This window comes from Pseudomonas sp. HMSC08G10 (assembly GCF_001808425.1).
GTDB classification, from domain to species: domain Bacteria; phylum Pseudomonadota; class Gammaproteobacteria; order Pseudomonadales; family Pseudomonadaceae; genus Aquipseudomonas; species Aquipseudomonas guariconensis.
This window is the reverse complement of record NZ_KV793313.1, coordinates 41799-58100: the sequence shown is the minus strand read 5'-3', so window position 1 is coordinate 58100 and position 16302 is coordinate 41799. Positions and strand designations below refer to the sequence as shown.

Sequence of the window (16302 nt, the reverse complement as noted above, 5' to 3'; positions counted from 1 at the left end):
TGGAGAGTGTCTAGGAAAGCAGGGGCGATTCAGTCATCAGCCAGACCAGGTTCCCGAGCGCCTGAGCGGGGACAGTCACGCTCCGTTCAAAATTTAACGTCGCCCTGGGGCGCGGTTAAAGCCCGCTACCGCTTGTCGGTTTCCGGATCCTGTCCACGACTTTTCATGTTCGTCAAATTGACGTCAATATGATGGCAAAATAGTACCGCAGCTCGTTTTCTTCGATGGCACAGGGATGTGGTGATGTCGGTGGGTCAGCGTTTGGCACAGAGCGCCTTTCTGTGTGTGGTGTTCAGCAGCTCTATCGGTATGGCCTGCGCCTCACCAGGCGATCAAGACCTGATTCGCGAACGCCAGAACCGACTGCTCGAGGAGCAGCAGCGTCGCCTTGAAGATCTACGCAACCTCCCAGGGCAACCCTCCGTCCCTCCGGTACCCTCCAAGCCTGAAGACGAACGCTGCTTCACGATTCGTTCTATCGACCTCAAAGGTGCAGACAGTCTGTCGATCACCGAGCGAGACGCGTTGCTCAAGCCATTCGTTGGACAGTAGCAGACGGGGGCTTCTTGGACGATAGATGTTATGGATAAGTCAATTAATGGCGGAAGGAAGGTGGAGATCAAGTTCAAATGACTGATGACCTCTATAAATCGGTATTGCGAAGCGCATTTGGGCTTTCAATGGGGGCCATATGGCAGCATATGACGGTTGGGCTTCTTGGTTCGTCTGTTGATTACGCGCGCCGAGTCGATCTGTTCTTCTCTCTGATGGCGCGTTTGATATTGGAGGGAAATGTAAGACTTGTGTATGATGGCCTTTTTCTCGCTGGTACTATTCAAGATCAGCTAAATGTGCTGAAAGATGCGTGGCCTGAAGAGCCTGGTGAAAATGATCTTGATGGCTTCGGGCTTTGGTTTATCACAGAGGCCCCCGCTGGGGTTGTATGGATAGACTCGGATGGGAAGGAGTTTTGGACGTAGTTTGTAAGTTTAGGTTGGTCCAAAAGGGACTGGTCACGCTCTGCGCGAAGTAGAAGTTAGCTCTGGTGGCAAAGGCTCATGGACTAAGGAGCTCCATAAACCAGAACCGAACACTATTTATAAGGTGGATGGAAACAAGACCTATCAAACAGATAGTCTTGGGCGTGTTGTGAAAGTTGAGTCCAATCTCTCGCTGACTAAGAATGATCGAAATACTTATCAGCAGTGCGTGGCTGGCAAATGTGGCATTGATGGTGATGAGGGTGGTCACTTTATCGCCAGCATATTCAACGGCCCTGGCGAACGTCTAAACTTGCTGCCTATGAATGGGAATCTCAATAAGGGCGCTTGGAAGACCTTGGAGAACCAATGGGCGTCTGCGCTTAAAGAAGGAAAGTCGGTAGGTGTAAAAAATGAACCGGTGTACGCAGGCGGGTCTGTAAGACCTGAGGAATTTACTGTGACTTATCAGATAGGTTCGGAACGCCCAATAAGAGAAGCTTTTGTCAATTCTCCGGGTGGGATATGAGTGTGGATGATGAGATTTATCAGGGCATTGGTGAGGTTTTGGTTGCGATCTCTCCTGCTGATGCCGAGGTGGTACTGGTAGAGGCCGAACTTTCTCCGGAGGGTGATCACTGTAAGTTGTTATTTGATTATTTGGGTCCTTCTGGAACCAAGAAATGGTTTTTGCCAAGTAGTGCGAAGGTGGATAGTGACTTGCTTTATCTTTTTGTTCGGCTTAGAAATTTCTTCGAGTCATATGGGCTTTATGCGGAAGGTAAGCCATGGAAAGTCTGTATTGTCGAGCTCTGCCTGCGCAGTATGAAGATAAAAATCGACTTTAAGTATGAATAACTAACCTAGGTTTCTGGCACGCTTGAATAAACATTGCCCCGGAACTGCCGGGGCTGTTTGAGAAAAAGAGATCGCAAAAGCTCAATCAGATTCATCTCTTCGTCCAGCGGCATGAAGGGTATACCCCGTTCAGGGGAGATATCCTTGATCAGCCTGCTTGCGAATGGACGCGGGATGACCTAGTCGAGACCCTTGGCCCGCCAGATAGCCAGGGTGGCGACAAGATGGATGGCTTGTTGGGCTATATACGACCTTGGGTGCGCTATAAAAAGTTTGGCTCGACGTTGCACGCGGAGTTTTCTCAAGACGGTCGTCTGTGGAAGTTCACACTCATGCTCGAGTAGAGGGAGATTTTGCAAAGTATACGTTGGCTGAAGCATTGCCCTTGGACAGACCAACGACGTGTGCAGGCTCGATCATCGGCACACTGGTCAGCTGCATGAATCATTCAGTTTGAAATCGTTCGCACTGCTTGCTGGGTGCTGTTGTCGATCTGCACCTTCGGTCGGTGATTGGTGATCAGCTCGGCGGTGGCGGTTTCGCGCACGCGCAGCATGAAGAGGTTGTTGAAGTTACCGATCACTTGGCTGGCTTTTCAGAGGACTATCAAAATGAGTGTTGATGATTAGCTATTTTGCGCCAAGCATTTTGTTATATAGCCTTGCAGAATTAAACCTAATGACAGCCTGCCTCAGGTTGTCTCGCCGCCCCGTGGTGGTTCGATCGAAGTCTCCTATACTCAGATCCAATCGCTCTGACCCCTGCGCCGAGGGCCTCTGGATGAATGTGATCGACTACTTTGATCGCACCCGAATCATCAACATCCCTTCTCGAAATGATCGCCGCATGGAAACCATGCAAGAGTTCGCCCGTCACGGTTTCAGTATCGATTTTGAAAAAATAGGCTTTTTCGACGCGGTTACACCCAGCGAGGGGGAGGGCTTCCCAAGTGCTGGGGCGAGGGGGTGCTTTCTGAGCCATCTCGGGATATTGGAAGACGCCATCCGATCAAAAGTGAACAACATCCTCATTCTGGAGGACGATATCCAGTTTTCCAGGCGCATCGCCCAGTACGGCAAACAAGCGATCGAGTCCCTGCAGGGGATGGAGTGGGACATCGTCTACTTCGGGCATCCGTTCGAGGAGGAAGCCAATGTGCCGGGCTGGCAGGTGGTCGATCGTCCCATCCACCTGTCCCACTTTTATGCAGTGAACGGCCGATGCATCGAACGGTTGAGGGATTTTTTGTTCCAGATCCTGCAACGGCCGCCGGGTCACCCCGACGGCGGGCCTATGCATTACGACGCAGCCCTCAACACGTTGATCCACACGAACAAGGATCTAAGGGCGTTCTATTTCACCCGGAACCTTGGCTATCAACGTCCTTCGCGCACCGATTTGCATGAGCTGTCCTTCCTGGATAGAAGTCGGCTCTTGCGTCCGGTGATGAACAATCTGCGCAGGTTCAAGGCAACCCTGCTCAGAAAAACGCGTTAGTCAGCTGGCGAAACGCGCTCGGTTTCATTTGTTCAGGCGTCGGGCATCGAAGGCATCGATGGCCTGGTAGGTGGTATAGGTCGCCTGGGCGGCCACGAGGCCAGCGAGGCCGAAGGTGCGGGTCAGGCCGAACTGCCCAAAGCCCTCTGGCACAGGAAGCCTGCGCGCAATGGCATCGGCGAGTACTTCGCCGGCAACCGTGGTTGGCGCCATGCCGTGGCCACCGAAGCCGACCGCGTGCCAGATGCCATTGTCATCCTGGCCGATCTGGGCCATCTGGTGGCGCCCATAGCTCATCAGGCCGCCCCAGGAATAGTCGATCTCTACATCCTCGAGCTGAGGGTAGACCGTGACCAGGTCCGTCTTGAGCAGCTTGGCGATGGCCTCGGGCCCGCGATCGAGGATGGAGATGCGCCCGCCCCACAGGATGCGGGTGTCTTGCAGGGGGCGGTAGTAATCGAATGCAAAGCGGGTGTCATAGACAGCCGATTCGCAGGCAATGGCGTCCTTCAGTCGCGCCCCCAGGGGTTGGGTGGCAACCACGTAGGTGGCAATCGGCAGTACCGCGCGTTCGACGGGGCGATAGACGCCTCGTGCGTAGCCGCCACCTGAGAACACCACTTCTTCTGCATGCACTTCACCGCCTGCGGTCCGCAACACGTACTTGCCTGAGCGCTTTTCAATGCCGAGCACGGGGGAGTGTTCGAACAGGCGCGCGCCGAGGTCGGTGATAGTGCGTGCCACCCCGCACACATACTTCAGAGGGTGAAAGTGGAATGCGTTGCGCTCCAGCAGCCCACCGTAGTAGCGGTCGGTGTTGAGCATTTCCTTGAGTTCGCCGGCAGAAATGCATTCCCACTCAACGCCGTAGGCCTGCTTCATCAATTGGCGCGGTTTTTCCAGGCGGGCCGGATCGTTGAACCAGTTGGCGAGGATCACGCCTTTGTCGACCAGGTCGCAGTTGATGGCGTATTGGCGGGCACGCGTGCGGATCAGGTCGACGGCGTTGACTGTCAGCTGGTACAGCCTGCGTGCTTCGGTGGCGCCCAGAGTGGCCAGCAGGTCCGCGTTGCCCAGGCTGTAGCCGCCGAATACAAACCCCCCGTTGCGCCCTGAGGCGCCATGCCCTACCTGCTGCGACTCCAGCACCACCACGTCAGTGACGCCGCGTTCGGCAAGCCCCAGGGCGGTCGAAAGGCCGGCCAGGCCGCCGCCGAGGATGCACACCCGGGTATCGGTGCGGCCCGAGTGGACGGGATATGAAGCGCGTGCGACGGAGGCTTCGTAGAAGGATTTGCTGAAATCGGTGCTCATCGTTGGTCCTACGCGGTAGTGGGCATTCGCTCAAGGCAACAAGGCGCCGGGCAGGTGCTCGGCGCCTTGGTGGTTCAGGCCGAGACCTGTTGGCCTAGCGCAACGCCATCCAAGTTGCTCTGGGCTTTTCGTTCGTCGTGCTTGCGTCTGGTTTCGATCACGCTGAAGTCCATTTCCCGGTAGCGGACAATGCGCGATCGGGTGATCAACTTGTGGCCGTACCACATCACCGCGAACAGCACCAAGCCGATGTAAGTCGCAGCCGCACCTACCCAGTCGATGCGATCTCCGATAAAGGCCTGGTAGTTCTGACCCAGCATGACGACCATGCACAGGGCGAAGGCAAAGAACGGCCCGAACGGGAAGAACTTCGAAACGTACGGGAGCTTGTCGAGGCTGTTGCCCTGCAGCTTGTAGCCGCGTCGGAAGCGATAGTGGCTGATGGCGATGCCCAGCCAGGCGATGAACCCCAGCATCCCGGAGGTATTCAACAGCCACAGGTAGAGCTTGCCGGGGCTGAACAGGAAGCTCAGCAGGCACAGTCCCGCCACCACTGTGGTGGCGAGCAACGCCCAGACCGGCGTACCCGAGCGGGTGAGCTTGGCGAACAGTGCCGGAGCCTTGCGCTCGACAGCCAGGCTGTAGAGCATGCGCGACGAGGCGTACATCCCTGAGTTGCCGGCCGACAGCACGGAGGTGAGGATGACCGCGTTCATGAGGGCGGCAGCAGCCAGCATGTCGGCTTTCTCGAAGATCAAGGTGAACGGGCTGATGGTGATGTCGGACAGCCCATCCTTGAGTAGGCGTGGGTCCGTGTAGGGGATCAGCAGGCCGATCACGATAATGGTGCAGACGTAGAACAGCAGGATGCGCCAGAAGATCTGGCGGACGGCCTTGGGAATGTTGCGCCCAGGGTTTTCGGTTTCCCCGGCTGCGATGCCGACGAACTCGGTCCCCTGGAACGAGAAGCCGACGATCATGGCCACGCCGATCAGTGCAGGCAGGCCGCCGGCGATCGGGCCATCGCCGATCTGCCACAGGTGCGCGCCACCGTCCTGGCCACCATCGAGAATGCCCAGCAGCATCAACACGCCGATGAAGATGAACGCGATGATGGTGATGACTTTGATCAGGGCGAACCAGAATTCCGTCTCGCCGAAAAAGCGTACGGAGGCGACGTTCAAGGCAAAGAGCAGGCCCAGGAACAGGGCGCTCCAGATCACCCCGGGCGTGTCGGGGAACCAGTAGGACATGATGATCTGCACGGCCACCAAGTCGACCGCAATGGTCACGGCCCAGGAGTACCAGTAGTTCCAGCCCAAGGCAAAACCGAAGCTTTCGTCGACGTAGCGCGAGGCGTAGGTCGCGAACGAGCCGCTGACCGGCATGCAGGCGGCAAGCTCGCCCAGGCTGGTCATCAGGAAGTAGACCATCAAGCCGATGATCGCGAAGGAGAGCAGTGCGCCGCCGGGGCCGGATTGCGCAATGGTGGCGCCAGAGGAAACGAAGAGCCCGGTGCCGATGGAGCCGCCAATGGCAATCATGTTCAGGTGGCGGCTGTTCAGGGTTCTCTTCAGGTGACCGGAGGTGTTGCTGGTGGTAGCCGAACTCGCGTTTTTATTGGAATGGGTCATGGGCAACCTTTTGACCTGCGTTCATTTTTGGATTTGTTTTTGTTTTCTGGTAGCGCCTGCGATCGAGGCTGGCCGAGCAGCAAGGCCCACTGCGCGTTGAGCCGGTCGTCAACCGTGCGGTGTCTCCTGTGCAATCGCGGGTTTTATTGATCGAGATCAGTATCGGTCTGCAAATGACATTGGAACAAACGACCTTTAGGCAAGACATCATTCTTTTTTGGAATGATTGTGTGTTTTTTGACCTGTCATAATGTAGGCCAACGTTTGCGCGAAAAACGCGACAAATTTCGTTATGCGTCTCTATTTAGAGGGTTGTATGGTCGTCAAAAAGACAGTTTTTCTCGTCATTTTGTATGGCTTGGTAGTCATGCTTTGCAAATTGTCGGAAAAAAACTCATAAACTAGATGGCGCTTACCTACAGACGGCCTCAAAAACAAAAAGCCGGTGTCTGGATCGTCCAGGCACCGGCTTTTTGTTTGGGGGAGGGCGTGCTTCAGGTCTTGTCCGGCTGCACCTTGGCGCTGGTCACGGTCTGCTGTGTCTTGTCGGTCTTGTCCGTAGGCAAGGCATCGAACTCACGCAGCCCGTTCTTGCTGTAGGGGTCGCCGATCCAGCGGGGTGCCACGACAAATTGTGGGCTTACCAGGCTCTTGGCGGGCTCGTAACGGTCGTAGCTCAGACCTGCCAGGTCGGACAGCGTGTGGATCAGATGGGAGCTGCTGTAGGCCCGGTCGGTCATGGCCTGCAGGTCGCGCGGGTGTGCAGCCTGCCAGCTTGGCGAAGTCCAGAGCAGGAACGGAATGGTGTACATCGGCCGGGTCGGTGCGCCTTCGTTGCGCCCCAGGCGGTCGTGGTTGCCGGAGCTGTAGACGTCCTCACCATGGTCGGAAAGGTACAGCAAGAAACCGTTGGGGGTGGTGGCCGAATACTGTTTGATCAAGCTCGAGACCACATAGTCGTTGTAGCGCACCGCGTTGTCATAGAAGTTGTAAGTCTGCACCTGGTCCGGCGTCAGGACCCCCGGCACGCCCTGGTTATCCTTGAAGTGGTCGTAGGCATCCGGATAGCGATAGCGGTAGTCCATATGCGTGCCGAGCAGGTGGACGATGATGAACTTCTTCTCGGCTGGGTCCTGCAGCGCTTTCTCGAAGGGGGCGAGCACCACTTCGTCGTACTGGCTGGCGTTCTGGTTGCGCTGATTGTTCAGGTAGACCGGCACATCCGTTTGCTGGGAGAACGTGGTCAGCATGGTGTTGCGCTTGGTCATCGTCTGCTGGTTGGTGATCCAGAAGGTCTTGTAACCGGCCTGTTTCATCAGGTTGATCAGCGACGGGTCGGTGAGGAAGCGGTCTGGGTTCTTCTGGTCGCCGAAGGTCAGGATCTGCTGCATCACCTCGATGGTGTAAGGGCGTGGCGACACCACGTTGCGGAATACGCTGAGGTTCTTGTCGTTGGCGGCCAGAGCGTCGAGTTCCGGCGTGGTATCCCGGCCATAGCCGTACAGATGCATGTGTTCACGGGTGGTGGACTCGCCCAGTACCAGCACCAGGGTGCGCGGCGCGTCGCCGCTGCTGTCCTTGAGGTCTTTGAGCGGCGGCAGGGCTGCGTTCTGCTCCAGCAGCTTCTGCATGTTGTCCAGTTGCTGACGGTACTGCTGGTAGCCGACCACCAGTTGCCAAGGCACCGCCGGCTCCATGCGCTGCTGAACCTTTTCCACTGCTTCGGCGAACGTACGTTGCTGAGTCACCAATTGCTTGTAGAAGGGGAACACCAGATTGGCCGCCAACAGCAGGATGACCAATGGGATCCGGCTGCGTAACGGGAGAGTGACTGGCCGGACACGTTTGAACAGGGCTACCGCGACCAGGGTGTACAGCACCAGGCCCAGGCACAGCCAGAGGCTGAAATACTGGCTGAAATATTCACCGGCCTCGGCGGTATTGGACTCGAACATCACGAAGATGACGCTCTGGGAAAATTCCTGGCGGTAAATCCCGAAGTAGCTTAGGCCCACTAGCGAAGCCGCCCACAGCACCAAACCGATCAGCGCGCTGATGAGGCGAGTGTGGCGGGGCAGCAGCAGGACCGGGGCAAGCCACAGGGTGCTCAGAAACAGCGCATCGCGAAACCCGGAGAAGCCGGTCGTGCCGCTGAACATGAGCAGTGCCTGGGTGACGCCGGAGAAATACCAGAAGAACAGCAGGAGCCAGCCCAGCCCGGCCCAGTCCATGCCTTTGCGAATCGTTGGGGATGTAGTGCTTGCCACGTGTGCCTCGTTGAAACTCGATGGCAGCCAAGGGGACCGGCTGCCGGAAAGGCTGCGACGCTAGCGGAGTGGGCGTGAAAATAACGTCAACGTATATCCATGAGATAAGAAGGGATATTGCGCAATTGTATTGCGCGCAGGGTATTAACAGCTCGAAGGCGCTCCAATCAATAAGTCAATTCCTATATATTGCCCGCCAAATAAACACGCTGTTTTCGCTGTCCTGTTGGCGCGAGCGAAGTACCGCGAGCGAGAGGATTTACCCGGGCATGAAACCGATCAAACTTTTCTGGAGTCGTGGCAGTGGGCGCGACGATGCTGGCAAACAGAACTTTGGTGATTATTTGTCCGCTTTGACCGTGGAGTTCGTCTCTGGGCGCAAGGTGGTGCACAGCCCGGTCAAAGATGCGGAAATGATCGCCATCGGCAGTATCCTGGCCCGTGAAAAGAAGGCCAAGACGTGGGGGTTTCGTCGTAAGTTGCATGTCTGGGGTACCGGCTCCAGCACGCCGGGCGATGTGTTTTCCGGTCACCACCACTATCACGCGGTCCGTGGTCGCAAGTGCCTGGAACAGATAAAGGGCCTGAAGGGCCAGCCGGTCCTGGGTGACCCGGGCTTGTTGGCCTCTTCATTGGTCAAGAAGCCGGCGTTGAAGACCATTCGGGTAGGCATCATCCCGCATATCAATCATCGCAATTCGCCTGAAATCGCCAGCCTGCTGTCGTTGATCCCGGGGGCGCGAGTGATCGATGTGTTCTCACCGGTCAAGCAGGTGCTCGAGGAGATCGCGTCGTGCGAGTTCGTCTTGTCGACGAGCCTGCACGGCCTGATCGTCGCGGACTCCTACGGCGTGCCGAACCAGTGGTTGTGCATGAAGCGCTACCCGCAGTGGGAGTTCAAATTCCAGGACTACTACTCCAGTTTCGGGATCGCCGACCCGGTGCCGGTCACACCGGAGCAGATTCACCTGGACAAGGCCTGGTCCATCGAGCGCAGCACCGAGGGCTACGCCCGCCCAGGCCTGGAAAGCCTGCAGGAAGGCCTCGTCAAGGCGTTTCCATCTCTCTGAAGGGCTTGCTTGCCATGGTGGCAAAGGGCTGATGCTATTCAGCCCATTCCGGATCGCCTGTGAACACCACCGTGAGCCAGCGGTCCGGACCTTCGCCGCCGATGGCGTTGCCGATCTCGTCGCGCAGGGCATCCCACTCGGCGATGGTCCTGGCAGCCATGGTGGCCGGTACGATGAAGTAGAGTTCGATTTCCCGCGAGCGGCCGACCTTGGCCACGTAGGCCCGATACGACTGCAGGCCGTGTTGGGCGACGAAGGCTTGGGCGACATCGTCCACGTGTTGCTTCAGGTCGCCAGGGGTCACCAGGAACATTTCCGAGAGCGCCTGGCGGACTACCGACATCGGCAGCGGGATGATGACCAGGCAGACCAGCGCCAGCACCGCCGGGTCGATGTAGGGGGAGATCCAGGCCCATTGGGTGCCCTGTACCAGGTAGCCGACACAAAAGGCCACCAGCAGCGCCGCCGTGATGCTGGCTGACATCACCCAACCTTTGACGTCCATGCGCACGAAGTCCGAGCCGATCTTGCGGTTGGCACGGGCCTCGGCGATGGCGATCGCCAGGCACGCGCAAACAGTCACCACGGCGTACACCAGTGCCACGCCGAACTCCAGGTCCCGCCCGCCCTCGAGCAGGCTGCTGGCGGCGTTGATCAAGGCATAGAGCGCAACGCCAGTCAGCAGGATGCCGTTTAGCGCCAGAACCATGGGTTCGAGGTGCCAGAAGCCCATGGTGAAGCGCTCGCGCAGCTTGCGTGACATGCGCTCGGCCCGTGCGTGGGAGGTGATCAGCTTGACCACCACCAGCGACAGTCCGCTCATGCTGGCATCGACCAGTGAGTAGACACCATCGAAGACAATCGAGAACGAGCCTGACGCCAGGCCGAAGGCGATGCCGATCAAGGCGATGAACAGGGTGACCGCGATGGACAGGCGTAGCACGCCTTGTTCGCTGGTCAGGTCGAAAAACGGTTTTCCCATCGTGGGGCTCCATCAAGGCTGCCCCAAGGGCAGCCATCCTTTTAAGTGTCGTCCCCGTCGTGGGGCTTCAGACCTTGAACTGTTCCATCAAGGCCTGTTGTTGATTGGCCAGGCGATTCAATGCCTGGCTGATACGGGCCGATTCGTCGGCCTGTCCGGACAGCGACTCGGTGACATCGCGGATGCCGGCTACGTTGCGATTGACCTCCTCAGCCACGGCGCTCTGCTCTTCGGCGGCCGAGGCGATCTGCAGGTTCATATCGCTGATCACCGCCACTGCCTCGCCGATCCTTTGCAGGGCGGGCAGCGCCTGCTCCATGCGTGTGGCGCTGTCCTGGGCCTGGCGCTGGCCCTCGTGCATCGCGCCGACCACATCGTGGGTGCCTTGTTGCAGCCCCTCGATGACCTGGCGGATCTCCTGCACCGAAACCTGGGTACGTTGGGCCAGGCTGCGCACTTCGTCGGCGACTACCGCGAAGCCGCGCCCGGCTTCGCCAGCGCGCGCGGCTTCGATGGCGGCATTGAGCGCCAGCAGGTTGGTCTGTTCGGCAATCGAGCGAATTACCTCGAGCACCGAGCCGATCTGCTCGCTACGCCCGGCCAGTGCGCGTGCCTGATTCATGGCGTTGTCCATGTCGCTCACCAGCTGGTCGATGGCCTGGCGGGTGACGGCCACCAGTTCCAGGCCTTCATGGGTGGCCTGGTCGGCGCCGCGCGCGGCCTGGGCCGCCTGGGAGGCATTACGGGCAACGTCCTGGGCGGTGGCGCTCATTTCGTTGGCGGCAGTGGCCACCTGTTCGATTTCCCGTTGCTGCTGCTGCATGCCGCCGCTGGTCTGGCTGGCGATGGCTGCGGACTGGTCGGCGGTGCCGCGGGCGTCCTGCAACGAACCTTTGACCTGCGCGATCACCGGCTGGAGCTTGTCGAGGAAGCGGTTGAACCAACCGCTCAACTGGCCCAGTTCATCCTCCCGGGTGTAGTCCAGGCGTCGGGTCAGGTCGCCTTCGCCGCTGGCGATGTCACGCAGGCGCTCGGCCACGGCAAGGATCGGCCGGGTCACGCCACGGGCTGTCAGCCACACCAGCAGCAGGCCCAGCACGGCGGCGGCCAGGCCAACCAGCAGGCTGGTAAGGTTGGCGGTCTGGTTGTGTGCGTCCAGGCGCTGGTTGAGGGCGACCGCAGGTGCTTGCAGAACAGCCTCCGGCAGTTCCAGCAGCACTTGCCAGGCTTCGGCCTGCGGGATCGGCGCGAAGGGGCGCGAGATGCGCATCAAGCCGTGATCGAGGCGCTCCACGGCCTGGCCGGCACGCATCGGCCCGGCGAGTTCGCCGGCTTGATCCCCAAAGGCCTGTTCCAGTGTCTTGCTCAGCTGGGCGCTGTCCTGGCTGTGCCCGGCCAACAGGCCGGCGGGGCTGACGATGCTGACTTGACCTTGACCGTCGAACAGCTCCTGGCGCCCGGCCAGGCTCAATTGCTGTAGGTTGTCCAGGCCGATATCCAGGCCGACCACGCCGATCACCTTGCCGTTTTCCAACAAGGGCAAGGCAATGCTGGTCATCAGGACCTGGTGACCGCTGACCTCGTCGAAGTAAGGGTCCAACACGCAGGCTTTAGCGGTCTCCAGAGGGCAGGTCAGCCAGCGGTTGTAGGGGGATCCGTTGGCTGCGGTGCTGGTGTCGGCCAGCATGGACTCAGGCATGACCTCGGATTCGAGGGTGCCAGGGCTCGGCTGGGACCAGTAGAACGAGTAGCGGCCGATATCGTTGCTACCGCTGGCATCCTGGCCGACGAAGCGGGCGTCCTGTCGATCCAGGGCGTTGGGCTGGAACACCAGGTACAGACCGATCAGATCCGGGTTGCCGGCCAGCGCCTGACGGGCTTGCTTGACGAGTTCGGCACGCAGGTCTTCGCCGCCGCGTTCCCGAAGCGCCTGCACCAGGCGAGCGAAGCCGTTGCCGTACTGGTAGGCATCCATGAAATAGCGTTGCACGCGCAAGGCTTGGCTTTCGGCGTGGGCCTGCAGGCGCAGGCGCGCGCTTTGGTCGAGCAGTTCGGTGTTGGCCTGGAAGACCTGAACCGCGCTGCGCTTGGCCTGGAACAGCGAGGTGGCTACCAGCAGCACGACGATGGTCAGCAGGCACAAGCCGGCAAGGAGAGTGATCTTCCATTGGATGGAGAGGCGGCGCAGGAACATGGGAGCTTTCCTTCTCATCAAGGACAACGCCCGCGATCAAGCGCGGGCGTCGTCGACAGGCAGTCTCATTCGGCGAGGTAGGTCGGCGGCGCGACCCTGAACGCCTTGGTCAACCAGGCTAGATATAGCACGCCGCACGCGGCCCAGACGCCGCCGAACAGCAGTGAATCCACGTTCAGGTTCAGCCAGAGCATGGCAATGATGCAGAAACCGATGGTTGGCAACACCAGGTATTTCAGCTTGTTCGCCAGCCCCTTGTTGAGGCCCTCGCGCAGGTAGCAGTGGATGATCACCGAGAGGTTGACGAAGCTGAAGGCTACCAGCGCGCCGAAGTTGATGATCGAGGTGGCCGTCACCAAGTCGAAGAAGATCGCCGACAGGGAAATCAGACCGACCACGGCGATGTTCAGCACCGGGGTCTTATAGCGGGGGTGCAGGCGTGCGAACAGGCCCTGGGGGATGACTTTATCGCGGCCCATCACATACAGCAGGCGCGAGACGCTGGTCTGCGATGCCAGGCCCGAGGCGATGGTGTTGATCACGGTGCAGACGATGAAGATCGACTGGAACAGCATGCCGCCGACGTACAGGGCGATTTCCGGCAGGGCCGCTTCCTGGTCATGGAAACGCTCCATGGTCGGGAAGAACGCCTGGATGAAGAACGACATGAGGATGAACATCAAGCCGCCGATCAGGGCCACGAGGAAGATCGCGCGTGGGATGACCTTCTCGGGATTGCGGGTTTCCTCCGACAGGGTGGAGACCGCGTCGAACCCCAGGAACGAGAAGCACAGGATGGTCGCGCCCGCGACCAGGGCGTTGAGGTGGGTCTGGTCGTCTGCGAACGGTTGCAGGGTCCAGGCGGTACCCAGCCCTTCACCCTGGCTCAGGCCGCGCACGCAGAGGTACGCGAACACCGTCATGATCACGATCTGCACGCCGACGAACAGGGTGTTGAAGCTTGCCACCAAGTTGATGCTGCGCATGTTGATCAGGCTGATCAGGGTGACGAACCCCACGACCCATACCCATTCAGGGACTTCCGGGAACATCGCCGAGAGGTACAGCTTGGCCAGCAAGGCGTTAATCATCGGCAGCAACAGGTAATCCAGCAGTGAGGCCCAGCCCACCAGGAAGCCCACGTGCTTGTTGATGGCGCGTTGGGTGTAGGTGTAGGCCGAGCCGGATTGCGGGAAGCGGCGTACCAGCGTGCCGTAGCTCAGTGCGGTGAACAGAATGCCGGCCAGCGCCAGGATGTAGGCGCTTGGGACATGCCCGGCGGTGAGGCCGGAGACGATGCCGAAGGTGTCGAACACGGTCATCGGCGTCAGGTAGGCCAGGCCGATGATGACCACGTGCCACAGACGCAGGGACTTTCTCAGTTGGGCGGTGCCGTGAGTGCTGTGGTCAGGCTGCATGCTGGCAACGCTCCTGGGACTGGGAGACGGGCACGGTGTGTGACAGGCACGGCAAGAGCGAGCGGGTGGGCTCCATGTTGTTCACCTTTTTTTGTCGGAGCGGATATGGGCGCGAGAGACGCCTGTGTCGGGCTGGCAGGGCCTAAAACGTCGAAGGTGGCGGGCGGACTGAAGTCATGATGGCGGCGCTGTTCTTCTTCGTTTGTGGGGCGCTGGGCGGGTGGTGAAAATAAAAATCGAAGGGCGGGATGGTGTCAAGTGAAACGTGACAAGATGTAACTTTGATGAAGGTTTATCGACGGTTTATCCAGATGAGTGGTCGTTTTTTGGAATGTTACCGTCGCTATGTCGATTATTGTGTTCGTAAAACTTTACATTGCAGCGATGCAAAGATCGCGCGCCCAGGCGTCCCTTCGCGGGCAGTGATAATCTTGGCTCCCCGCGTGGCGCTGGGTGCCGCGTATCAGCCTCCTATGGACAGCAATCGGTCTTATTCATGAAGAAATCAGTAGGCATTCTCTGCGGCCTGGCCGTCGTCATCGCCGCCGTCACCGCCGGCGGCGCCTGGTACACGGGCAAGCAATTGCCCGCAGAGCTGGAGCGTTCCATTGCCCTGGGCAACGAGCAACTGAAGAAAGCGGTCGCCGGTACCGGGGGCAGCATGACCTTGGAACTGGTCTCGTTGGATCAGCACTTCTTCACCAGTACCGCGCACTACCGGATCAAAGCCAAAGACCTCTGGCTAGGCGAAGGCGAGCCGCTGAGCTTCGACTTGGGCGTGACCGACCGAATCGAACATGGCCCGTTCCCCTGGTCGCGGGTCAAATCCCTGAATCTGGCGCCGGTCCTGGCCACCAGCAACAGTCAGTTGGACAAGGACGATGCTACCGCGTCTTGGTACACCGCCGCCGGCGAACAGGCGCCGATCACCAGCCAGGTCAGCTTGGGCTATGACGGCAGCTTGTCCAGCGACATCCGCCTGGCCCCTGTCAAGTTCAGCGAAGATGACGGCAACAGTCTCGATTTCTCCGGCATGCGCCTGCTGCTGCGGGGGGATCGTGACGGCCAATCGATGCGGGTCGACGGCAAGGCCGAGCGACTGGCGCTGAATCTGGTCGGTGACGACCAGCCTCCGGTCAAAGTGCTGCTCAACGGCTTCAAGGTCGCTGGCGATCTGAAAGGCACCGGCCATGACATGATCTATGTCGGCAATCTGGACATGACATTGGCCGAAACCCAAGTGACCTTGGGCGACAAGCAGGAAGTCCTGGTGCTCAAAGGCCTGGAGCAGAACAATCGCTATGACGCCGAGGGCGAAGACAAGCTGTCCGGACGCCTGGAGTACAAGGTCGCCGACATTACCTACGCCGGACGCGCGGTGGGCAGCGGGCGGATGATCTGGAGCATGAAATCCGTAGACATCCCGGCAATGCAGGGGTTGATCGCTTGGTACCAGACCCGCATGCCGCAACTGCAGCAAAGCGCGGCCCGGGGAGAGGCGCAGCCATCGTTCGAGATGACGCCGCAAGAGCGGGCGAAGGTTCAGGCGGACTTGCAGAGAATGCTCGCAGCCAAACCGCAGGTCGCATTGGAGGAGTTGTCATTCAAAACGGCTAACGGCGAGAGTCGTTTCAGTCTGGCGGTGGACCTGGCCAATCCGCCCTCGTTCGATCTGACACCGACCCAGGTAGGCGAGCAGATGGTCAGCCGCCTGCAAAGCAAGCTGTCCGTCTCCAAGCCGATGCTCGGGGATCTGGCGACCCTGCAGGCCTTGCTGGACGGCCAGACGGATGCCCAGGCCATCGCGATGCAGTCGCGTCAGGCGGGGGAGATGGTCGGCATGATGGCGTTGCAGAGTGGCATGGGAACTGTGCAGGGCGATGACGTGATCTCCAGCCTGAATTATGCCGATGGTATCGTCGACTTCAACGGCAGGAAGATGACGCTGACGGAGTTCGGTGTGCTGGTAGGCGCTCATCTGGCGGCGCTGTCGTCACAAGGGTGAGATGCGTTCGCCCAGGCCAGTGCAGACACCCCGTCGGCCCTGGCCTGGGGGCGTAAAAAAGGCTTTTGAATTGGCGCGATTGT

At 59.3% G+C, this 16302-nt stretch carries 12 protein-coding genes and 3 pseudogenes; 7 read left to right on the top strand and 8 right to left on the bottom strand.

What is annotated here, in order from left to right:
- Positions 1-243: 243 nt before the first annotated feature.
- From HMPREF3173_RS15630 to HMPREF3173_RS15620, 4 genes are all read left to right on the top strand, one after another.
- Positions 244-552 carry a hypothetical protein gene (locus HMPREF3173_RS15630; protein WP_070574384.1) on the top strand — a complete coding sequence of 103 codons (309 nt, stop codon included), beginning with the start codon at positions 244-246 and terminating at the stop codon, positions 550-552.
- Between the two features lie 77 nt (positions 553-629).
- Positions 630-980: a DUF596 domain-containing protein gene (locus tag HMPREF3173_RS15625; RefSeq protein WP_070574382.1), complete on the top strand. Its 351-nt coding sequence runs from the start codon at positions 630-632 to the stop codon at positions 978-980.
- 40 nt (positions 981-1020) lie between these two features.
- Positions 1021-1509, top strand: coding sequence for a DNA/RNA non-specific endonuclease (locus tag HMPREF3173_RS24035; protein WP_083300074.1), 489 nt, complete (start codon positions 1021-1023; stop codon positions 1507-1509).
- Positions 1510-1511: 2 nt separating this feature from the next.
- On the top strand, positions 1512-1838 hold the full coding sequence (locus HMPREF3173_RS15620; RefSeq protein WP_139146860.1) for a hypothetical protein: 327 nt from the start codon (positions 1512-1514) through the stop codon (positions 1836-1838).
- A 369-nt stretch (positions 1839-2207) separates the two neighbouring features.
- On the opposite strand, the pseudogene HMPREF3173_RS25325 reads toward HMPREF3173_RS15620, so the two are convergent.
- Positions 2208-2433 (bottom strand): annotated as a pseudogene (locus HMPREF3173_RS25325) (conjugative coupling factor TraD, PFGI-1 class); the annotation flags it as partial.
- Positions 2434-2618: 185 nt separating this feature from the next.
- Between HMPREF3173_RS25325 and HMPREF3173_RS15615 the strand changes: the two are divergent.
- Positions 2619-3335 (top strand): glycosyltransferase family 25 protein, encoded by a 717-nt coding sequence (locus HMPREF3173_RS15615; RefSeq protein ID WP_083300075.1) that lies wholly within the window; start codon positions 2619-2621, stop codon positions 3333-3335.
- A gap of 24 nt (positions 3336-3359) precedes the next feature.
- On the opposite strand, the gene HMPREF3173_RS15610 is transcribed toward HMPREF3173_RS15615, so the two are convergent.
- From HMPREF3173_RS15610 to HMPREF3173_RS15600, 3 genes are all read right to left on the bottom strand, one after another.
- A complete protein-coding gene (locus tag HMPREF3173_RS15610; RefSeq protein WP_070574378.1) occupies positions 3360-4649 on the bottom strand; it encodes an NAD(P)/FAD-dependent oxidoreductase in 1290 nt (429 codons plus the stop codon).
- Between the two features lie 74 nt (positions 4650-4723).
- The gene (locus HMPREF3173_RS15605) at positions 4724-6283 is read right to left on the bottom strand and encodes an amino acid permease (protein ID WP_070574376.1); all 1560 of its coding nucleotides are present in this window, start codon (positions 6281-6283) and stop codon (positions 4724-4726) included.
- 494 nt (positions 6284-6777) lie between these two features.
- On the bottom strand, positions 6778-8550 hold the full coding sequence (locus HMPREF3173_RS15600; protein ID WP_083300073.1) for a phosphoethanolamine transferase CptA: 1773 nt from the start codon (positions 8548-8550) through the stop codon (positions 6778-6780).
- Between the two features lie 269 nt (positions 8551-8819).
- Between HMPREF3173_RS15600 and HMPREF3173_RS15595 the strand changes: the two genes are divergently transcribed.
- On the top strand, positions 8820-9620 hold the full coding sequence (locus HMPREF3173_RS15595) for a polysaccharide pyruvyl transferase family protein (protein ID WP_070574372.1): 801 nt from the start codon (positions 8820-8822) through the stop codon (positions 9618-9620).
- Between the two features lie 34 nt (positions 9621-9654).
- On the opposite strand, the gene HMPREF3173_RS15590 is transcribed toward HMPREF3173_RS15595, so the two are convergent.
- The 4 genes and pseudogenes from HMPREF3173_RS15590 to HMPREF3173_RS15580 form a co-directional block, all read right to left on the bottom strand.
- Positions 9655-10602, bottom strand: a complete 948-nt coding sequence (locus tag HMPREF3173_RS15590) for a cation diffusion facilitator family transporter (RefSeq protein WP_070574370.1) — start codon at positions 10600-10602, stop codon at positions 9655-9657.
- Between the two features lie 67 nt (positions 10603-10669).
- Positions 10670-11185, bottom strand: a pseudogene (locus HMPREF3173_RS25320) (methyl-accepting chemotaxis protein); the annotation flags it as partial.
- 342 nt (positions 11186-11527) lie between these two features.
- Positions 11528-12577, bottom strand: a pseudogene (locus HMPREF3173_RS25315) (HAMP domain-containing protein); the annotation flags it as partial.
- A gap of 284 nt (positions 12578-12861) precedes the next feature.
- Positions 12862-14214 (bottom strand): APC family permease, encoded by a 1353-nt coding sequence (locus HMPREF3173_RS15580; RefSeq protein WP_043213121.1) that lies wholly within the window; start codon positions 14212-14214, stop codon positions 12862-12864.
- A 496-nt stretch (positions 14215-14710) separates the two neighbouring features.
- On the opposite strand from HMPREF3173_RS15580, the gene HMPREF3173_RS15575 reads away from it, so the two are divergent.
- Positions 14711-16219 carry a YdgA family protein gene (locus tag HMPREF3173_RS15575; RefSeq protein WP_070574366.1) on the top strand — a complete coding sequence of 503 codons (1509 nt, stop codon included), beginning with the start codon at positions 14711-14713 and terminating at the stop codon, positions 16217-16219.
- Positions 16220-16302: the final 83 nt, after the last annotated feature.